This window comes from Aquabacterium sp., assembly GCF_036279655.1.
Lineage (GTDB): Bacteria > Pseudomonadota > Gammaproteobacteria > Burkholderiales > Burkholderiaceae_C > Aquabacterium.
The window spans coordinates 1-19,643 of the sequence record NZ_DASUIT010000006.1; the positions used below are offsets into that span (position 1 = coordinate 1).

General features: G+C 66.2%; 18 protein-coding genes. 4 read left to right on the forward strand and 14 right to left on the reverse strand.

The features are described from left to right. The 11 genes from VFW84_RS00635 to dinB all read right to left on the reverse strand — a co-directional run. On the reverse strand, positions 1-532 hold a 532-nt coding region (locus VFW84_RS00635; RefSeq protein WP_329678489.1), incomplete at its 3' end, for a DUF6531 domain-containing protein. A 119-nt stretch (positions 533-651) separates the two neighbouring features. Beyond that, complete coding sequence (locus VFW84_RS00640) at positions 652-1,230, reverse strand: DUF805 domain-containing protein (protein WP_329678490.1); 579 nt, start codon at positions 1,228-1,230, stop codon at positions 652-654. 53 nt (positions 1,231-1,283) lie between these two features. Further along, positions 1,284-2,645, reverse strand: coding sequence for a DUF58 domain-containing protein (locus tag VFW84_RS00645; RefSeq protein WP_329678491.1), 1,362 nt, complete (start codon positions 2,643-2,645; stop codon positions 1,284-1,286). A gap of 5 nt (positions 2,646-2,650) precedes the next feature. After that, positions 2,651-3,649, reverse strand: coding sequence for a MoxR family ATPase (locus VFW84_RS00650; protein WP_329678492.1), 999 nt, complete (start codon positions 3,647-3,649; stop codon positions 2,651-2,653). Positions 3,650-3,653: 4 nt separating this feature from the next. Then, positions 3,654-4,907 (reverse strand): DUF4350 domain-containing protein, encoded by a 1,254-nt coding sequence (locus tag VFW84_RS00655; RefSeq protein ID WP_329678493.1) that lies wholly within the window; start codon positions 4,905-4,907, stop codon positions 3,654-3,656. Continuing rightward, positions 4,904-5,668, reverse strand: coding sequence for a DUF4129 domain-containing protein (locus VFW84_RS00660; RefSeq protein WP_329678515.1), 765 nt, complete (start codon positions 5,666-5,668; stop codon positions 4,904-4,906). The genes VFW84_RS00655 and VFW84_RS00660 overlap by 4 nt, the downstream gene beginning before the upstream one ends. Further along, on the reverse strand, positions 5,661-6,398 hold the full coding sequence (locus VFW84_RS00665) for a hypothetical protein (protein WP_329678494.1): 738 nt from the start codon (positions 6,396-6,398) through the stop codon (positions 5,661-5,663). The genes VFW84_RS00660 and VFW84_RS00665 overlap by 8 nt, the downstream gene beginning before the upstream one ends. Further along, on the reverse strand, positions 6,388-7,401 hold the full coding sequence (locus VFW84_RS00670) for a stage II sporulation protein M (RefSeq protein ID WP_329678495.1): 1,014 nt from the start codon (positions 7,399-7,401) through the stop codon (positions 6,388-6,390). The genes VFW84_RS00665 and VFW84_RS00670 overlap by 11 nt, the downstream gene beginning before the upstream one ends. Next, positions 7,398-8,120, reverse strand: coding sequence for an RDD family protein (locus VFW84_RS00675; RefSeq protein WP_329678496.1), 723 nt, complete (start codon positions 8,118-8,120; stop codon positions 7,398-7,400). Before VFW84_RS00675 ends, VFW84_RS00670 begins: the two co-directional genes overlap by 4 nt. Before the next feature lie 13 nt (positions 8,121-8,133). Continuing rightward, positions 8,134-8,649, reverse strand: a complete 516-nt coding sequence (locus VFW84_RS00680; RefSeq protein ID WP_329678497.1) for an RDD family protein — start codon at positions 8,647-8,649, stop codon at positions 8,134-8,136. A gap of 31 nt (positions 8,650-8,680) precedes the next feature. Further along, positions 8,681-9,931 (reverse strand): DNA polymerase IV, encoded by a 1,251-nt coding sequence (gene dinB / locus VFW84_RS00685; RefSeq protein ID WP_329678498.1) that lies wholly within the window; start codon positions 9,929-9,931, stop codon positions 8,681-8,683. A 285-nt stretch (positions 9,932-10,216) separates the two neighbouring features. Between dinB and VFW84_RS00690 the strand changes: the two genes are divergently transcribed. After that, positions 10,217-12,331, forward strand: a complete 2,115-nt coding sequence (locus VFW84_RS00690) for a TonB-dependent receptor (RefSeq protein WP_329678499.1) — start codon at positions 10,217-10,219, stop codon at positions 12,329-12,331. On the opposite strand, the gene VFW84_RS00695 is transcribed toward VFW84_RS00690, so the two are convergent. Then, positions 12,328-14,367 carry an ATP-binding protein gene (locus VFW84_RS00695; RefSeq protein ID WP_329678500.1) on the reverse strand — a complete coding sequence of 680 codons (2,040 nt, stop codon included), beginning with the start codon at positions 14,365-14,367 and terminating at the stop codon, positions 12,328-12,330. The genes VFW84_RS00690 and VFW84_RS00695 overlap by 4 nt on opposite strands. A gap of 1 nt (position 14,368) precedes the next feature. Then, complete coding sequence (locus VFW84_RS00700; protein ID WP_329678501.1) at positions 14,369-15,343, reverse strand: ABC transporter substrate-binding protein; 975 nt, start codon at positions 15,341-15,343, stop codon at positions 14,369-14,371. Between the two features lie 219 nt (positions 15,344-15,562). On the opposite strand from VFW84_RS00700, the gene VFW84_RS00705 reads away from it, so the two are divergent. From VFW84_RS00705 to VFW84_RS00715, 3 genes are read left to right on the forward strand one after another with little or no spacing between them, the layout of a single operon-like run. Next, positions 15,563-17,383 carry a thiamine pyrophosphate-binding protein gene (locus VFW84_RS00705; RefSeq protein ID WP_329678502.1) on the forward strand — a complete coding sequence of 607 codons (1,821 nt, stop codon included), beginning with the start codon at positions 15,563-15,565 and terminating at the stop codon, positions 17,381-17,383. Beyond that, positions 17,380-18,195 carry a citryl-CoA lyase gene (locus VFW84_RS00710; RefSeq protein ID WP_329678503.1) on the forward strand — a complete coding sequence of 272 codons (816 nt, stop codon included), beginning with the start codon at positions 17,380-17,382 and terminating at the stop codon, positions 18,193-18,195. The genes VFW84_RS00705 and VFW84_RS00710 overlap by 4 nt, the downstream gene beginning before the upstream one ends. Further along, a complete protein-coding gene (locus tag VFW84_RS00715; RefSeq protein ID WP_329678504.1) occupies positions 18,192-19,028 on the forward strand; it encodes a hypothetical protein in 837 nt (278 codons plus the stop codon). The genes VFW84_RS00710 and VFW84_RS00715 overlap by 4 nt, the downstream gene beginning before the upstream one ends. Before the next feature lie 11 nt (positions 19,029-19,039). Here the strand turns inward: VFW84_RS00715 and VFW84_RS00720 are convergent, their stop codons facing one another. Further along, positions 19,040-19,636 (reverse strand): sugar transferase, encoded by a 597-nt coding sequence (locus VFW84_RS00720; protein ID WP_329678505.1) that lies wholly within the window; start codon positions 19,634-19,636, stop codon positions 19,040-19,042. Between the last annotated feature and the right edge of the window lie 7 nt (positions 19,637-19,643).

Sequence of the window (19,643 nt, forward strand, 5' to 3'; positions counted from 1 at the left end):
ACTCGTAGCGGGTGCCCTGGGGCGACTTGATCACCTTGATCTGCCCTTGCGAGGCATCGGCGGTGGTGCACACGCTGGGGCGCAGCGGATCGCGGCTGAAGATGATGCGTGCACCATCGGCCTGCACCACCTGCAAGGACACGGCCCCCGGATACAGCCGCGTCTCGTAGGACAGCTTCCAGCCTCGCCCCACGATGCCGTTGGGCGTGCTCAGGCGGCTGAGCTGGCTGTTGTAGTGGCGCACAACCTCCAGGCCCAGCACCCCCGGCAGGGCGGGCAGATCCACCTCGCGCTGGTACTTGTTGCCCGTGATCAGATGGATCGGGTTGCCCGCGCCCGCATCCACCTCGTTGAGGTTCTGGCTGGCCACGCCATCACCACCGCATGCCGTCTGGCCCGTGCCGCTAGGGCCGCAGGTCGCGGTGGGTGCGCTGGTGCTGACCGTGCTGCCTGTCCTGCCTGAGGTGAGCTGTGCAGACGACAAGGACGACAGTGTCAGCAAGAGCAGCGTCAACCACGCCTGAACACGCATGCAACTCATCATCCCTCGCACCATCGTTTATGTATTTCTCTATTCTCACCTACATGCGGCAGGAGGCACCTCCCTCTGAAGCAGGATCGACCGCAGGAGCTCAATCGACCACATGGGGTTCAGGGCGTATTGCCCACCGGCGGCGCCACTTGGAGCGACTGCGCACGCTGCTGATACTGCGCGTACTGCGGGATGGCGATGGCGGCCAGGATGCCGATCAGCATGATCACCGGGAAGGTCAGCGCCAGCCATTTGACGCCGCGAGTGTTGGGTGTGGGCGGCTGACCGAACTTGTTGGATCCGGCATCGCCTGCCTTGAAGACCCAAGCCAACATCACAAAGATATTGACGAAGGGCACGAAGGACAACAGCACGATCCAGCCGGACCAGCCCAGGTCATGACAGCGCTGGATGGCGGTCATGATCGACAGGACCATGAAGGGGATCATGCCCAGCACCATGAAGACCGTGATGAGCCCACCCGCTTCACCTGTCGCCCCCAGGGCCGCACCCAGGCCACCGGCCACCGCCATCGCCAGCAGAAACACCAGGTAGGCCCCCATGAGGTAGGCCAGGTAACGCAAACGCCCGATGCGGCCCTTGGCGGACCAGACCTTGGGCTCGGCAAAGCCTTGCCCACGGGGCAGGACATCGGACACCTCGGCACGAGGGGGCTGGAAGGGATTGACTGCGCTCATGAAACGTCCTCCTTGACGTGAAGTGAAATCAAACAAAGCGATCGGCGACGCGGCTAGAGCAGCCCCGACCGCTTGACCGCGTGATAACGATTGACCAGGGCCGCCGCCAGTTGCGATGGCTCGACATCGACCGACAGGGCATCGTGCCCCACCGTGCGCACGAAGGCATCACGGCGAGACTGCTCGAACCAGTGGGCGGTGGCCACCTCGGCCGCCTGCTCGGGTCGCGAAATGGGCTGCTCGCCGATGTCGCGCAAGACCCGCTCGCGCAGGCTGGCCACCAGCACCAGATGGCGCCCGCGCAACAGCGACAGGGCGGGCTGAAGCTCGGCGGCGTCTTCGTCGCGGAAGTTGGTCAGCACGATCACCAGCGCCCGCTTGTGCTGCACACGCAGCAACTCCTGAGCGGCGACCACGTAATCCGAATGGCTGGTGTCGGGCTCGATGTCATAGAGCCGCGCCATCAGGGCATTGAGCGTGGCCGCACCCTTGCGGGGCGCGAAGTGCCGCTGTTGCCCCGGTGGCGTGCCAAAGGTCATGGCCCCCACCTCGTCGCCCTCCTTCAGCGCCACATAGCTCATCAGCATGAGGGCATTGAGGGCTTCGTCGAAGTGGCTGGCCGCGCCCGACTCATCGCCCTCGTAGGCACGCATGCGGCGCCCGCAATCAAGCAGGAAGATCACGCACTGGTCGCGCTCGTCCTGGAACTCGCGCACGATGGGGCGTCCATGCCGCAAGGTGGCCTTCCAGTCGATGTGCCGCACCGGATCGCCCATGCGGTAATCCGACAACTGCTTGAAATCCGTGCCCATGCCACGGTGGGCATAGGTCTTGATGCCGATCTGGGACAGGCGTCGGTCACCCGCCAGCCAGGCGTACCGGGACACGGCCGCGAAGTTGGGATAGACGTGCAGGGTCTGCTCCTGCCCCATCGAGAAGAGAATCTCGAAGCAGCCCCCCAGGCTGCGCAGGCGCAGATGGGTGCTGCCCAGTTGTGCCGGACCCCGACGACGCGGCGTGACGCGGAAGCTCACATCCACACGCCGCTGCGCGGGCACCCGCACCTGCTGGGGCATGCCTTCAACGTCCAGCCGGGGATCAACCTCGTCAAAGATCCCCACCTGCCAATCCTGCACCCCTTCGTTGACCAGGGTCAGGCCCAGCGGGCGCCCCACGCCCAGGGCAAAGGCATGAGGCAAGTGCCGCTCGATGCGCAAGGGCGAGGCACGCCAGGCCCGCCCGGTGCGCCACAGATCCTGCACGGCCCAGATCAGGCCCGCCAGCAGGATCAGCGCAGTGCCCTGCAGCACCTCGCTCACGCCCGCGCCCAGCACCAGCGCCAGCAAGGCAGCCAAAGCCAGGGCGGCCAGCGACCACACCAGTCGGTTCGATGGGATGATGCGACGCCGGTTCATGCCACTCACAGGCGCGGTGCATCCACGCTGTCCAGCGCGGCCAGCAGGAGTTCATCGACCTCGCGCCCTTCGAGCTGCGCATCGGGGGCCAGCATGACGCGGTGACGCAGCGCCGGCAAGGCATGGCGCTTGACATCGTCCGGTGTCACGAAGTCCCGTGACTGCAGCAGCGCCGTGGCCCGGGCCGCGCGCACCAGGGCAATGGCCCCACGGGGCCCTGCGCCGGACGACAGCCCCGGCCACTGCCGCGTGGCCCGCATGATGCGCACGGCGTAGTCCACCACCCGTTCATCCACCTGGATGAAGGACACCATCTTCTGCAGCGACTGCACGTGGCGATCGTTGAGGCGCGGGCTCAGGGCATCGAGCGGCAACTGATCACCGCTGAGCTGCTCGGTGGTCAGGCGCACGATGGCCGTTTCCTCGGCCTGCGTGGGGTAGCCCACATTGATCTTGAAGAGAAAACGGTCGAGCTGCGCCTCGGGCAGGGGGTAGGTGCCCTCGGTGTCGATGGGGTTCTGCGTGGCGATCACCATGAAGGGCCGCGGCAGGGGCAGGGTCTGCCCTTCCAGCGTGACCTGGTACTCCTGCATCACCTCCAGCAGGGCGCTCTGCGTCTTGGCAGGCGCGCGGTTGATCTCGTCGGCCAGCAGCAGGTTGGTGAACACCGGGCCCTTATGGACACGCAAGGCCGCGATGCCGGTGGCGTTGTCGCCACGTGCACTGGCGTCGAGCACCGAGTGGCCCGTGATGTCCGAGGGCATCAGGTCGGGCGTGAACTGCACCCGGGCATAGTTCAGCGTCATGGCCTTGGCCAGCGAGCGCGCCAGCAGGGTCTTGCCCAGGCCAGGCACACCTTCGATGAGCACGTGCCCCGAGGCCACCAGGGCCACCAGGGTCTGGTCGACAGCCTCGCGCTGACCGACCACGGCCTTGCTCAGCTCCTGTCGCAACTCGTTGAGCAACTCGGCAGCACGGGAAAGGTCGGCGGGGTTGAGGTTCATGGGGTCATCCTTGTTGATCTGTCGATGCGCCGGACCTGCGCGCCTGCGCCTTCAGGCGGCGGCGCAGGGTTTCCAGCGTGTCCAGGGTCCAGAGAAAATCGCCGGTGGAGCGGCGCCAGCTGGCGTTCAGGGCGCGTGTCACCTCATCTGCGGCCAGGCCACTGGCCTGGGCCAGCGCCTGGGCGCGGGCCAGCGGGTCCAGGCGTGTGTAATCGCGCACATGCAGGCGTGCGGTCTCGTCCAGGGCGCGCACTTGCGCGCGCACCAGGGTCTCGCGGCCATGGGCTTGCAGGAAGCCCGCCGTGCCCCGGATCTGCTCGCCCATGGAGCGACGCGCCAGATCTCCCACCACCAGGGGCGGTCCGAAGCGAACCGCACCACGCCAGAGCGCCGCCAGCAAGGTCAGCCCACCCAGGGCCAGCACCACCCAGCCGCGCTCCCAGACCAGCGACAGCAGTGGCTGACGGGATTCTTCGGTCACCCACCAGATCCGGGCGCCGGGCTGAAGCCCCAGCGTGGCCACGGCCAACAAGGCGTTGTCATCGTCCAGCAGATCTCGATTGCCCCACCTCGGCACCTGGGTCACGGTGACCAGGCCCTGTCCCACACGCACGCGCAGCACGCGGGGGCCGATCTCGTCCTCCAGCCCCCAAACCGGCCGGGCCCGGGTGCGCAGAAGCTCGTAGGCGCGCGAGCAGATCTCCAGCACCGATCGGTCAGGAAAGGCCTTGGGCACCCCGTCCAGTTCCCGCAAGGCATGACAGGGCGGGACACGTCGCACCGCAGATGCAGGCCGCGCAGGCGCCTGGGCCTGCCATGCGGTCTCATCAGGCTCGCCGGCTTCGCCCGCCTCATCCTCCTCGTCCTTGTCGACCCGAGGGGGTTCTTCAGAGGTGATCGGAATCCAGGACTGCAGGTGCTCCTTGTCCAGCAGTTGCGCCCCGATGACCAGATGCCCTCCCGACTCGACCCAGCGACGCAGGGACTGGGCGCGCTCGGGAAACAGGTCCCAATGCCAGCTGTCGAGCCAGAGCGTGGCCCCGGGCGGCGGCAGCCGGTCGAGGTTGTCATAGGCCTCTGAGTGCGCCCCCAGCCGACGCCCCAGTTGCTGCACCAGATACAGATCATTGGTGCGCGCCTCGCCCTGGAGCTCGCCGTTCACGGGCTCGTCCACCCACTCGGTGTTCTGCACCAACCACCACGAAGCCGCCCCCAGCAAGAGCACCGCCAGCAGCTTGATCAGCAGATCGCGGTTCATGCGGACACCCCGGACCGAACGGCCGCCACAGGCCCCAGCCGGGCATCGAACTGCGCACACAGCGCCTGCACCACGGTGTCCTCGGGCAGGCGGTGCCCGTACACCGCCTGCAACCAGGCCTGCACCAGACCATCGACATAGGCCAGTCGATCCGCATCGAGCTGCGGCCCCGCCAGACGCAGGCAGTCCCCCTCGGTGCTGGCGGCCGTGATCGGCACCTCGTGGTCATGCACGAGGCGAGACAGCGCCCCGCGATACAGCAGGGACAGCGCGGCCCGCTGCTCCCCACCCTGCCACAAGGCCAGGGCTGCGGGGCCGATGCGATCGGGCAGGCTCTCGGGGCGGATGTCCAGATCACGCACATGGCTGGGCAGGCGACGTCCGGCCGGCCGGGCCTGATCCCCACGGACCTTGATCCAGGTCCGCAGCCCCACCAGCAGCAAGGCCACCGCCACCGCGCCCAGCGCCCACACCAGCAGACGCCCGGTCTCGTTGAACCAACGCACGGCATCGATCAACCAGGGGGCTGTCTGGGGTTCGGTACGCTTCTCGGGTGTCTTCTTCTTGTCGATGAAACGCAGGGTCTTTTCCATGCGTTGCGCGGGCAGGTTCGGGTCCGATTTCAGGCGCTCGCGCTCGGCTTCCACCTGAGAGGCGGACGGCAAGGCCGGGTCAAGCACCTGCGCCGACACGGGCGACGGCATGGCGGCCATCCCCCAGGCCATCAGGCAGACCAGCGCCAGCGCACGCACCTCAGTCATGGAACACACGACGAAACTCCTGCTCGATGTCCCACGCTTCCAGCTCGACCCGGCGGTTGAGGTACATCGCAAAACCGGCCCCCACATAGAAGGGCTCCAGCCAGCTCACCACGGCAGCGTAGGTCAGGAAGCTGAGCAAGGCGGGCAACCAATCCAGCTCCGCACGCAGCAGCGAGCGGATGGGATCCCACTGCAGCCCTTCGGGCAACATCCACATCACCAAGAACAAGACCCCCATGTTGAGCACCATCTCCAGGTGCGCAAAGACCAGGTGCATGAGAGACGCCATGCCTTTGTGACCGCGGATCAACTGGGCACGCCGCTCACGCAAGGCACCGCCCTGCTGCCCCTCCAGTTGGTAGATGGGCTGGGTGAAGGCGCGCCAGGGCGACAGCCGCCTGAGCACCAGGGTGCGTGGCCACTGTTGCCACCAGACCTGGCGGCGGGCCTGCCAGAGATCGGCAAAACGTGTTTCCTGGCCGAACACCGCGCGCGACAGCACGAACAGCACGCTGCGGTCCATCCAGGGCTTGAGCCAGAACACCAGGAACATGGGCAACCAAGGTGCGATCTCGATGGTGGACAAGGCGACGAGGCACACCGCCAGGAACACCGGCATGCAGGTCAGGCGCAGTGAGCGGGCATGGCGCTGCACCATGCGCACCCCCAGATCGCAGGCTTCCGACATGGGGCGGGGGCGCAGTTGCACCGCCAGGGCATCAACCTGCATGCGAGGCCTCCCGCGTGTTCACCAACGACGGCGCAGGAGCTCGTGCGGCACGCCCCTGCCAGCCCAGATAGGCCAGCACCAGCAACCAGCAGGCGCCGCCCACCCCGAACTTGACGTCGGGCGACACCCAGCGTGCCGAGGACCAGAAGGCCTCGATGACGGCCGCGATGAAGAGCAAGCCGAACACCCCGTAGACGATCACGATGGACTCGGCCGCCGCGTGGCGCAGCGAGGCCAGGCGCGTGCGCCGACCCGGTGCCAGCAGGGCATGCCCCAGGCGCAGACCGGCCGCCCCCGAGAGCACGATGGCCGTGAGCTCGAATGCCCCGTGCGTGATGACGAAGGAGTAGAAGTTCTCGCCATGCCCCCGCACGGTGAGGTAGCCCGCCACCGCACCGATGAACAGGCCATTGAAGACCAGACAGAACACGCTGCCCAACCCCAGAAAGAAGCCCCCGGCAAAACACTGGAAGCCGATGCTGATGTTGTTCATGATGTAGTGCCCGAACATGCCCCAGTCGGTGTCCGCCGTGCGCTTGGCGCCCAGGGCATTCTTGCCCTCGCCATACATGACGTCGAACTCCCGGACCTGCGAGGCCCCCATGAGGTGCAGGATGAAACCCGGATCCCGCCAGGACAGCCAGCCCACCACCAGCATGGGCAGCACGAAGAGCAGCGCCGCCACCAGCACATAGGCACGGTGGTCACGCACGCTCTGAGGGATCTGGACGAGCACCATGCGCTTGAGGCCGGCCATGCCCATGTCCTGCCGCCGGTAGATCAGGCGATGCGCACGTTGCGTGAGCTGCTCCAGTTGCTGGATCAGGTGGATGGGATAGGCCCGTGCCTGGGCCAGGGCCAGATGCTCGCAACTGCGCCGATACAGCGCACTCAGACGCGCGCCGTCCAGCGCAGCGGCCTGCTTGCCGTGAGCCTGTGCCAGCAGGGCATCGAGCTCACGCCACATGGGCGCATACAGGGCCTCGAACTGCAAGGGAGTCATGAACTGCCACCTCCTGGCGCGCGATGCCCCATCAACCAGTGCGCCACCTGCAGCAGCCCCCGCGTGGCCGGGAACGATCCACCCCGCGCCCCAGCCTCGGGCGCCGCCACATCGGGCGCCAGTTGCGCCAATTCGTCCAGCCGCTCGGCGGTGAGTCGCTCGGCGCGCCCGGCCCAAGCCACAATGGCGGCCTGCTCGCGTTGACTCAGTGCCCGCGCAGGCGCATGGGGTGTGGCCTCGGGCCACTGGCCATGCAGGCTCACGGGCTCGCTGTAAACCACCAGGGTGCCCGCAGCCAGATCCCCCAGGCGCTTGAAGTCATGGCGCAACAGCATGGACATCAGACCGAAGGCGTAGAGCATGGGCATGAAGTCAGCCGCGCGCAGCAGATTGCGCGTGAGCGAGGCCGCCGGAGTGATGGGCAGCCCCGACTCCATGACCACCTGCAGCCCCATGACCCGCTTGCCCGGGCTGGCCCCCTGGCGTGCCAGTTCAAACACCACCGGGTAGAACCATTCGAGCAGGAACATGAGAATGAGCAGCAGCGCCTGCCCCACCCCCTTGAACGAGGACAGCAGCATGGCCGCGACCACAAAGACCCCCAACCGGATGCCAAAGTCGATCAGGTAGGCCAGCGTGCGCGCCACCAGACCTGCAGGGCGCAGGGTCAGCGAGATGCCTTCCGGCGTCTCGGCGGTGCTCAGGGTATCGAGGGACACAGGCAGACGCTGCTCAGGCCTTGACCACCATGGTGTCGGCGATCAGATCATGGATGCAGCGCCGGGAATCTCGGAAGATGGACAGCGAATCGATCAAACCATAGATCATGCCGACGGCCAGCACCACATTGAGCAGATAACCCACACCGTACCGCACGCCCGCCAGGGTCATGAGGGAGGCGCGCGAGCCATCCGTGCGCACCACGCGGATCTTGAGCAACATCTTGCCCACCGTCTGTCCCTGGGTGCGCAGCAGATGGCCGTTGATGGCCATGAACAGGACAAAGCCGAACAAGGACTCGATCACGTCGAAGGACCAGTAGCCACGCTCCATGTTCAAGAAGGACTCAGGCAGCACCACCAGCAAGAGACCGAACACGACCATGAGGAGGACCATGTCGATCATGGCGGCCCAGAATCGCGTGGAGCGCTCGGCCATCTCCAGTGAACCGCTGCTGGATGGCACATCGGCCACCCGCGCACGCGGAGGCGCAAAGCGCTGCTGATCCTGTGGATTGGTCTGATTCACGGCCGGCCCTCCCGAGCACTGATCTGTTGAGTTATGACCGCAGTTTATCAGCGCCCCATGTCGTCCCCATGTCACCAAACAGGGGGAGAGACTCCTGAACGGCATGGTGGCTTGCGACCTCATCGACCGCCTGGCGAGTGGTCTCCCAGCGCGCCCGCTGACACAGCCCCTCGACCTTCACGCCCAGCAGGCGCAGGCGTCGATCCAGGGGCACGGTCTTGAGGCAGCGCCCGGCCCAGCGTCGGATCTCGGCGGCATTGGCCGTGTGATCGGGCAAGGTGATGGATCGCGTGACGATGCGAAAGTCCTCATAGCGCAGCTTGACACCCACCGTGCGACCCACCACGCCTTTGCGCACCAGATCCTGCGCCACCTGCTCGCACAGCCGGGTGAACACCGCGCCCAGGGCCTCACGGTCCTGACGTGGATGCAGATCCCGCTCGAAGGTGGTCTCTCGGCTGAGCGACTTGGGCTCGCGAAAGGTCACCACAGGGCGGTCATCGATGCCATGGGCGGCCTGATGCAGCCAGGTGCCGTGGTGCGCTCCGAACTGCGCCACCAGCCAGGCGGGGTCGGCGGCCGCCAGATCCCCGATGCTCATCACACCCAGGCCTTCCAGACGCGCACGGGCCTTGGGCCCCACCCCATTGATGCGCCCGACCGGCAGCGGCCAGATGCGTGAGGGCAGGTCCTCGGCCGCGAGCACGGTCAAGCCATCGGGCTTGTCCAGGTCGGAGCCGATCTTGGAGAGCAGCTTGTTGGGCGACACCCCGATCGAGCAGCTCAGGCCGGTGGCCTCCACCACCGCCGCCTTGATGCGGCGCGCCACCTCGCGCACACCCGCCAGCGCGTCATCGGGTGACGTGTCCTGAGCGCCCGCGACCTCGGTGAGGTCGATGTAGATCTCGTCGATGCCCCGGTCTTCGATGACCGGAGCCAGGGTGGCCACAGCGGCCTTGAACAGCCGGGAGTAATGTCGGTACTGATCAAAGTCCACGGGCAGCAAGATGGCATCAGGTGCCAGCGCCGCCGCCTTCATCAGACCCATGCCCGAATGGACCCCGAGCGCACGGGCCGCATAGGTGGCCGTGGTGATCACCCCGCGCCCGGCATAGTCGCGCAAGGTGGCAAAGCTGGACCCGCCGTCAGGCGTCACTTGGGGCTGATGACGCCGCCCACCACCGATGACCACCGGCAGGCCCTGCAACTGCGGATAACGCAACAGCTCCACCGATGCGTAAAACGCATCCATGTCCAGGTGGGCGATGAGTCGGCGAGTCATTCAAAAAAGCACGGAGAAGCACACAGCATGGCCATCGTAGCGCCAGCCCTCAAGCTGGCAGCCTGGTCGCCGATAAACAGCGCAGGCGTCATGAAGTAACAGCCATACAACAGGTGTTGAATCATTCGCAATCGGTATATATTGCCGAGGTCTTCCTCAGGTCAGGATGGCGGAGCGAGGGTGATGGGTGGCCTTTGAACGAGGTCACCATTCAGCTCCCCAGTCACACATGCTGACCTGATGGTTCTTCTGGATACTGGACATCACCACGGAAGCCAGCACAACATGAACCGACAACGCCATCTGGTGGACAGTCAGCCTCGCCTATCGACGCTCACGGCATCGGTGCTGTGTGCCCTGGCCCTGGTGGCTCCCGCCTGCGCCCAGCAAAGCGATGAAGACGAACTGGCCCTGGCCTATGGCGAACAGCCCTTCGTGAGCATCGCCACCGGATCGCGCCAGCCCCTGACCCGCGCCCCCGCCGTGGCCACGGTGATCACCGACGATGACATCGCGGCCATGGGTGCGACGGATCTCGACGAAGTGCTTGAGACCGTACCAGGCCTGCATGTGGCCCGCTCCACGCAGACCTTCACTCCCAACTACGTGATCCGTGGCATCTACCTGGGTTACACCCCTCAGGTGCTCATGCTGCTCAACGGCATCCCGCTCACCTCCATCTACACCGGCAACCGGGGCAACGTCTGGGGCGGCATGACCCTGGACAACATCGCTCGCATCGAAGTCATCCGGGGGCCCGGATCCGCCCTGTATGGTGCCGATGCCTTCTCGGGTGTCATCAACATCATCACCAAATCCGCTGCTGATGTGGATGGCACGCAAGTGGGCCTTCGGGCAGGTTCATTCAAGACCGGGGATGCCTGGATGCTGCACGGCGGCACCTGGGGGGCGGTGGATGTGTCGGCCTACCTGCGCGTGGGCAGCACCCAGGGATCCAACAGTGTGGTCCAGGCCGATGCCCAGACGGGATGGGATGGCGTGTTCAATACCCAGGTCTCTCATGCACCCGGCCGCATCAGCAACAGCCGGGACTCGATCGATGCCAGCCTGACCCTGGCCTGGAAACGCTGGCAATGGCGCACCCACCTCAAGGAGCGCTCGCGCGTGGGCTCGGGGACAGGCGTGGCCTCCGCACTGGATCCGACCGGTGAGAACTACAGCCAGAACTTCAGCTCCGATCTGAGCTATGAGCATCCGCAGATCGCACCCGGCTGGGATCTGTCCCTGCAGGCCAGTGGCATGCACTACAAGGAGTTCTCGGATCTGACCCTGTTTCCTGCGGGCTTTGCGGGTTTCACCGACGGCATGATCGGCAACCCCTACAAATGGGAGCGTCACTACCACCTGGGGGGCTCGGCGCTGTACACCGGTCTCCAAGCCCATCGCATCCGACTGGGGGTGGGTGTCGAGCACCAGGAGGTCTACAAGACGCAGGAGTCCAAGAACTTCAACCCGGATTACTCGCGCATCGGCACCGGCTCGGTGAGCGATGTCATCGACGTCAGTGACACCGCCCCCTTCATGCGGCCGCACGGTCGCATCAAGCGCTACGTCTATGTGCAGGACGAATGGTCCATGGCCAAGGACTGGACCCTGACCGCCGGCCTGCGTCACGACGATCATTCCGACTTCGGCAGCACCACCAACCCCCGCCTGGCACTGGTCTGGGAGGCCGCCTACAACGTCACCGCCAAGGTGCTGTATGGCTCGGCCTTCCGTGCGCCGTCCATGTCGGAGCTGTATGCCATCAACAACCCTGTGGTCACCGGCAACGCCGCGCTCAAGCCCGAAAAAATCGACACGCTGGAGGCCGCCGTGGCCTGGCACCTCCGCCCGGGCGTGCAGTTGGGCCTGAACCTGTTTCACTACCGCATGAAGGACATCATCCGCCTGTCCAGCAACGTCTACCAGAACACCGGCGGACAGCACGGCAATGGCCTGGAGCTGGAAGGCAACTGGGATGTCGGCAGGACGCTGCACCTCAGTGGCAACTACAGCTACCAGTACTCTCAGGATCAGACCACCGATCAGGATGCGGGCAATGCCCCTCACCACCATCTCTACCTGCGGGCCGACTGGCGCTTCATGCCAAGCTGGTCATTGCATCCGCAGGTCAACTGGATCAGCGAGCGCCCACGGGTTGCGGGCGACACACGACGGCCGCTGGCGGGCTATGGCACGGTCGACATGACCTTGCGCCATGAGACCGCTGGCAATCGGGGCTGGAGTGTGGCCCTGTCCGTGCGCAATCTGCTGGATGTCGATGCCCGCGAACCCAGCCCTTATGACCGCTCGCTGGCGCAACCCTTCATCTCCCTGCCCGACGACATCCCCCTGCCAGGGCGGACCGTCAGCGTCCAGGCCAGCTACAGGTTCTAAGGCGCCTCGAACACCCAGTTCAAGGACAGCGCCTCTCCCACCCGCTTCAGAAGCGACGATCGCTCGATGGGCTTGGGCAGGAAGGCGTTGGCCCCGGCACCCAGCGCGTCCTCACGAGACTCCTGCGAGGCATTGGCCGACAGGGCGATCACGGGCAGTTGCGCCATCGTGTACTCGGCGCGCAGGCGTCGGGTGGCCTCAAGGCCATCCATCACCGGCATGGCCAGATCCATCAGGACCAGATCAGGTGCCAGCGCGCGGACCTGATCCAGCGCCTGCTGCCCGTCCGAGGCCTCGGCCAGATCGAAGCCCAAGGGCTTGAGCAAGTCCACCAGCATGGTGCGATTGGCCAGCACATCGTCCACGATGAGGATGGTCAGACGAGGCCCCGCATAACCCGACACATGGGCCTGCACTTCGTTCACCAGTGCCGCGCTTTCTTGGGCCGTCACGATGGGCACAATCACATCGAACATGAAACGACTGCCCCGCCCCGGCTGGCTGATCACCTGGATGTCCCCCCCCATCAGGCGCACCAGCTGGCGGCTGATGGCCAGCCCCAGGCCGGTCCCACCGGAGCGGCTGGTTTCGTCTCCGGCCTGCTCGAAGGGCTCAAAAATCCGATCCAGCTCCTCGGGTGCGATCCCCACCCCCGAGTCCTGCACCTCGAAGCGAAGACAGACCTGATCGGCAGGAAGATCCCGCTCCTGGCGATGCACCGACAGCATCACCAGCCCCTGCTGGGTGAACTTGACCGCGTTGCTCAACAGATTGAGCAGCACCTGACGCAAGCGCTTCTCGTCAATGGCCACGGCAGGCGGCACATCGTCGGCACACTGGAGCTCGAAGTGCAGGAATTTTTCCTGCGCCTTGACCCGGATGATGTCGGCCACAGAGGCCAGGCACTCACGTGGCTGCACCGTGGTCGGGTTGAGCTCGACCTTGCCGGCCTCGATGCGTGACAGGTCCAGGATGTCGATGATGAGCAGCAGCAGGTGCTCGCCACTGCTGTGGATGGTGTTGAGCCCCGTGAGCTGTCGCGACGTGAGGCTCTTGTCCATCTTGAGGATCTGTGCATAGCCCATGATCGCGTTGAGCGGCGTGCGCAACTCATGGCTCATGCGCGCCAGGAAGGCGCTCTTGGCCTGACTGGCCTCCTCGGCACGCTCCTTGGCCTGCCGCAACTCGGCCGTGCGCTCGCGCACCAGATCTTCCAGGTGCTCACGATGGCTTTGCAGCTCGTCGCCACGGTCCTGGAGCACCGTGATCATGCGATTGAAGGCCAGGGCCATGGCCTGAATGTCTTTGGGCCCATCGACCACCGCCCGGACGTTGGCCTCGCCCCGCTCGGCGCGCGCCATGGCACCGGACAGCACATGCAGAGGGCGCGTGATGCGTCCCGACAGGAAACGGATGGCCGCCAGGAACAAGGCGGCAAAGAAAAAGGAGCTGGTCAGGTTGACCACGAAGATGTTGGCCATCATCCGCGTGAGGGTGTTCTTGCTGTGCACCAGGCGCACATACCCCAGATATTCGGCCTCCGAGGGCTGCACATCAAAGGGCGATGCGGTCGGCCGGGTCCAGACGGGCGCCACAAAGCACCACGCGTCCTCGGTTTCGGACTCGATGTAGGCCTCCTTGGGCAGCGCGCGCAAGGGCATCACCGCATCAGAGTGGCTGACCGCCACGCCGCGCGCCAGCAGCAAGCTGCCATCGGCGCGTCGGATCTCCGCGCGCAGCACATCCGGAAAGGTCAGCGTGGCACCGACGGCCTCCGCCACGTTGTCCGGTGACGACGACAGCAGTGCCAGGGTGCTTTGCATGGCCAGGCTGGTGGCGATGCGCTCGCCTTGCTGCAGCAGGGTTTCCTTGATGTGGCGGCTGCCCTGCCAGGCGCTGCCGACCGACGAGAACAGCGCCATCAGGATGACGCCGATCGTCACGGCCACGCTCAACTGACGCTGGAACGTGCTGCGGTGCAGCCAGTCGGTCCATCGCCGGATGGGTATGGTGGGCTGAGTTTGACTACTGCTCATGTCAAGGCTCCGGGTAGACCATGTCGAACCGCATCTGGGCACTGCCCAGATTGATCCCCAGGTGTTTGGCTGTTCTGGTGTTGACGGCTACCCGCACGTCCTTGAGCGGCTGCAAGCCGCGCGGCGGCACCACCCCCGAAGCGGCGTAACTCAGGGCCCATCCCGCCAGCTCGCGCCCCAGCTCCGCGTTGTCGGGATACAGGGCAAACAGGGCCCCGCGCTTGACATGCGACACGCTGCTGGAGAACACCGCCAGGTTCTGCTCCCAGGCCTCGCGCAGCACCAGGGGCAGCACGGCCGAGTCCTCGACCGTGGTGGTGTCCTGAGGCAGCCACAGCACGTCACGGCGCACATCGATCGACGAGAGCACATCCTTGTAGAGCCGCACGGCCCCCTTGAGGTCATCGGCCTCGAAGGCCACGAGCTCCAGGCCATGCACCTTGGCGGCCTCGCGGGCCAGACGGATCAGCCAGGCGTTCTGGCGTGGGTCATACACCACGATCACCCGGCGTGCAGAGGGCATGAGGCCCTTGAGGCGAGCAAAAAGCAGGGCCGGATCCGGTGCCAGGCTGTAGACCGACATGCTCTGGGCCTCGGACTCGGGCACCGACAGCACCCCGCCTGCGACCACGCCGATGGAGCGATCCAGGCCCGAGGCCACCTTCAGGCCATTGCGCCCCAGCGCGATCACCGCGCGCACGTCCCGCCGTCGCAGATCGCCCGAGATCTCCGGCACGTTGACATTGGCCCCCACCGCCACGCTGACCACGCGCGCGCGCGCCTTGTCCTCGACCCCTCCGATGATGGCCGAAAAGACACTGCGATAAGGCTCCCCGATGTCAGGGTAGATCACGGCAATGGAGCGAGCCGCCTCATCGGCGCCCGCCACAGCCCCCGGCGCCTGCCAGAGCAGCGCCCACAAGGCCACCGCGCGCAGCACAAACCTCGCTGCACGGTATGCAATCCCCACAGTCATCCTCCATCCTGTGTGCTTTGCTCGATGGTGCATAGCTTACCCAGTGTTTGAGCCAAAACGTCACTCATGTGGTGGATATCACGATCCCCCCGCAGATGAGCGCGGTCCCCCACGACAAGGGGGATGACTCTGTCAAGGGGCGCTGGCATCCTGTTGCAATTGTCACAAGACTGAGCTGTCGCAGTCCGGGCAAAAGCAGTTGGATTCGAGCGCAACAAGATGTCGTCAGCAGCAGTACCCCTTTCGGCGCCCCCCTCCTCCGTCGAGGCCGCCACCCTGATCGTCTCTTACCTTGAAGCCCTGGGCGTGGAATACGTTTTTGGCGTGCCCGGTGGAGCGATCGAACCTCTCTACAACGCCCTGGCCGTGAGCATGCGCCGTGGAGGACCGCGTCCGGTCCTGGCGCGCCACGAGGCGGGCGCCGCCTTCATGGCCGACGGCTATGCCCGGGAAACCGGCAAGCTGGGGGTGTGCTGTGCCACGTCGGGACCGGGGGCCACCAACCTGCTCACCGGGGTGGCATGCGCCTTCGACAACAGTGTGCCCCTGCTGGCCATCACCGGCCAGCCAGCCCTGCCCTTGTTCGGCCGGGGCGCCTTGCAGGAATCGGCCTGCACGGGCGTCAACACCGTGGGCATGTTCCGGCATTGCACACGCTACAACACCCTGGTCTCCCATGTGGACCAGCTGGAGAACAAGCTGATCAGCGCCTTGATGCAGGCCATGCAGGCGCCCCACGGCCCAAGCCACCTGTCCATCCCGGTGGACATCCTCCGGTCCAGGGTTCACCCCAGGCAATCGGCCTCCGTGCTGAGGTCCCTGCTGGTCAAACCCTCCCTGATCGACGAGGATGCTGTCCAGACCCTGGCGGCCACGGTGGAACACAGCCGTCGCATGGTCCTGATCATTGGCGCCGGGTGCGGTGAGGGCATCGGCGCCGTCGTGCGCTTTGCCGAGCAGACAGGCTCGCCCTTCGTCACCACGCCGGACGCCAAGGGCCTGATCAACCCGCACCACCGCCTCTACCGCGGCGTGTTCGGGTTTGCCGGACATGTTTCGGCCCAGGAGGCCTTGCGCGACAACGTCGATCTGACGCTGGCCATCGGGACCAGCCTGGGTGAGTGGACCAGTGGCGCCTGGAGCGACAGCGTGCTCAACCACCGGCTGATCCATATTGACGAGAACCCCGAACACCTGATGCGCTCACCCATGGCGCAGCAACACGTGCGGGGCCGCATCCTCACGATCTTCGAGCGCCTGCTGGACCTGATGCCCCCGCAGTCGCCCCCGGAAAGTGCCCCCGCCCTGGTGCTGCACCGCGACCAGCCACGCGGTCAGGGTGTCGACATCACGGAAGCGGCCAAGCGTGACTCGGATGCGACACCGATCAAACCCCAGCGTCTGATGCACGAGTTGTCTCGACGGCTGCCGCCCACCACCCGCTTCGTGGCCGACGCTGGCAACAGCACGGCCTGGGCCATCCATCATCTGGAGTTGCGCAACCGACGCGGTGGTCTGCGCTCGGTCGACAGACTGAGCGCGCCGCCGGCCTCGCGGGGCGAGCGCCGGCACGACCATGCCGGCTGGCTGCGCGTGCTGATGGATTTTGCGCCCATGGGTTGGGCCATCGGCGCCGCCGTGGGCATCGCCCGGGGCAAGCCGGACTGTCCGGTGGTGTGCATCACCGGCGATGGCAGCTACCTCATGAACGGCCAGGAGATCACGGTGGCGGCCCAGGAAGGGCTGACGGTGATCTTCGTGGTGCTCAACGACGCCGCGCTGGGCATGGTCAAGCATGGTCAGCGTCTGGCCGGAGCAGAACAGATCGCCTTCGAACTGCCGCGCATCGACTACCGGCTGATGGCTCAGGCCATGGGGGTGGCGGCCCATGTGATCGAATCGCCCGAGGACTTTCAGACACTGGACATGGACGCCATCCTCCAGCGGGGCGGCCCCACCTTGCTGGATGTGCGCATCGACCCCGAGGAAGTGCCCCCCATGAGCCTGCGCATGCAGACGCTGGACACCCATCCGCAATGAGCACGGCCCCCATTCGAACCCGCATCTGGCAGGAAGAACCCGAGCCGGACAATGCCTTCGCCACGCGGCGAGCACGCTGTCATGGCTTCGATGTGTATGGCGAGATGCTGGGCCATGCGCGTTGGGCCGAGATGGTGTATTTGCTGCTGTGCGGCCAGCCGCCTTCGCCGGCACAGACCGATCTGCTGGATGCCCTGGCCGTGGCGCTGGCCAACCCCGGCCCACGCGACCCTTCGGTCCATGCCGCCATGGCCGGCGGCATCGGGGGCTCACTGGCAGCGGCCAATCTGATGGCAGCCCTGGCCGTGGGCGCCGGGCAATGCGGTGGCTCACGCGAGGTTTTCCTGGTGCAGGGCATCTGGCAGTCGGTGGGTGACGCTGCCTCCGACTGGCTGCCCCGGTGGCTGATGGCCCTCACGTCCGCCGTGGGCCCCACCCAGCCCGACGATGTCTGGCCGGACGTCGAGCACCCGCCCGGCTTCGATCCGCACGGCATCCGCACGGCCACCACCGTGCTGCAGACGCTGGACTGCCTGTCGGCCTTGAGTCCGGGCCCCCGCCTGCCATGGCTGCAACGCCACCGTGGCACCCTGGAGCAACACACGGGTCTGCCCCTGTCCATGATGGGCGTGGCCGCGACCGCCCTGGCCGATCTGGGGATGACCCCCGCACAAGGCGAGATGCTGCATCTGTTGATGCGTCTGCCTGGTGCCGCGGCCCATGCCCTGGAGCAGAGCGAGCGGCATTACCGCGAGTTCCCCTTCCCCCCCCTGGATCTGCAGGACGATCCAGACACCAGGATCTGCTCGTGAGCCTCCATGACCGTGGCCCCGCCACCTTGAACCGGTACCGTGGCGCCTTCCAGAGCGCTGTGGGCGGCGCCTTCCCGGGCACACGGGCAGTCTTTCGGGGGCAGGACCTGCACCGGGATCTGCTCGGGCAGACCAGCTGGATCGATCTGTACTGCTACGGCGTGACCGGGCGACGCCTGCCGGCCTCGCATCTGGCCATGCTGGAGCATCTGTGCGTCAGCACCAGCTACCCCGATGCACGCATCTGGAACAACCGGGTGGCCGCCCTGGCCGGGAGCACCCGCAGCACCATCAATCTGGCACTGTCGGCCGCCGAGGCCGTGTCGGAAGCCCGCATCTATGGTCGACGCAATGAGTTCAGGGCGGTGGCCTTCTATCTGCGCACTCACCGTGCGATGCGGGCCGGAGCCTCCCTGGAGGAATGTGTGACGCAACACCTGCAGACCCAGGGGCGACTGGCCGGCTATGGCCGCCCGCTGGCCTCAGGCGACGAGCGATTGGCCCCCGCCATGGCCCGGGCACGCGAGCTGGGGCTGGACGAAGGGCCTCATGTCTTGCTGGCCTACGAGGTGGAACGCCACCTGCAGGCCAAGGGCCTGCCGCTGCAGATGAACTTCGGTGCGCTGGTGGCGGCCTTTGGCGCCGACTTCGGCCTCAGCCCGCGTGAGTTCACCACCTTGTTCTATCTCAGCTTCCTGGCGGGCATGCCACCGTGCTACATGGAAGCGCTGAGCAAGCCCCCCGGGGCCATCTTTCCGACCCGCTGCGAGGATGTGGTCTATGAAGGCGCCCCGCCCCGGTCCTGGCGTGATCGCAACACGTCCGGGCGCTGAGTCTCTGCCGCTCAGCCCCGCACGATCGCACCGATGGTCCGCAGGATCAGCTTCACATCCATCCACACCGAGGCCTGATCCACATACTGCGCGGCCAATGCCAGCTTGTGCGGCAGCACCTCGTGGATGTAGGCCTGCTCGGGGTTGCTCGCGCGGGCCAGGACGGCACTTTCATCGCGGTACTCGATGGAGGCGATGTCGGTGATGCCCGGTCGCACCGACAGGATCTTGTCGCGCAGCTCGGCCGGGTAATGCGCCACATAGCGCGGCACCTCGGGGCGCGGCCCCACCAGGCTCATGGTGCCCACCCACACATCGATCAGTTGCGGCAACTCGTCGAGCTTGCTGCCCCGCAGCCAGTGCCCCACGCGGGTGATGCGAGCATCAGCGCCCACCGTGATCTGCAGACCCTGGCCCACCGGGTCGTGCCGCATGGTGCGGAACTTGTGGATGCGGAAGGTCTGGCCAAAGCGCCCCACACGCTCCTGCCGAAAGAACACCGGCCCGGGTGAGTCGAGCTTGACCGCCAGGGCAATGAGCAGCAACAGTGGCCCCAGCGCCAGCAGGCCCAGGGACGACATCAGCCAATCGAACAGACGCTTGCTCATCACCCAC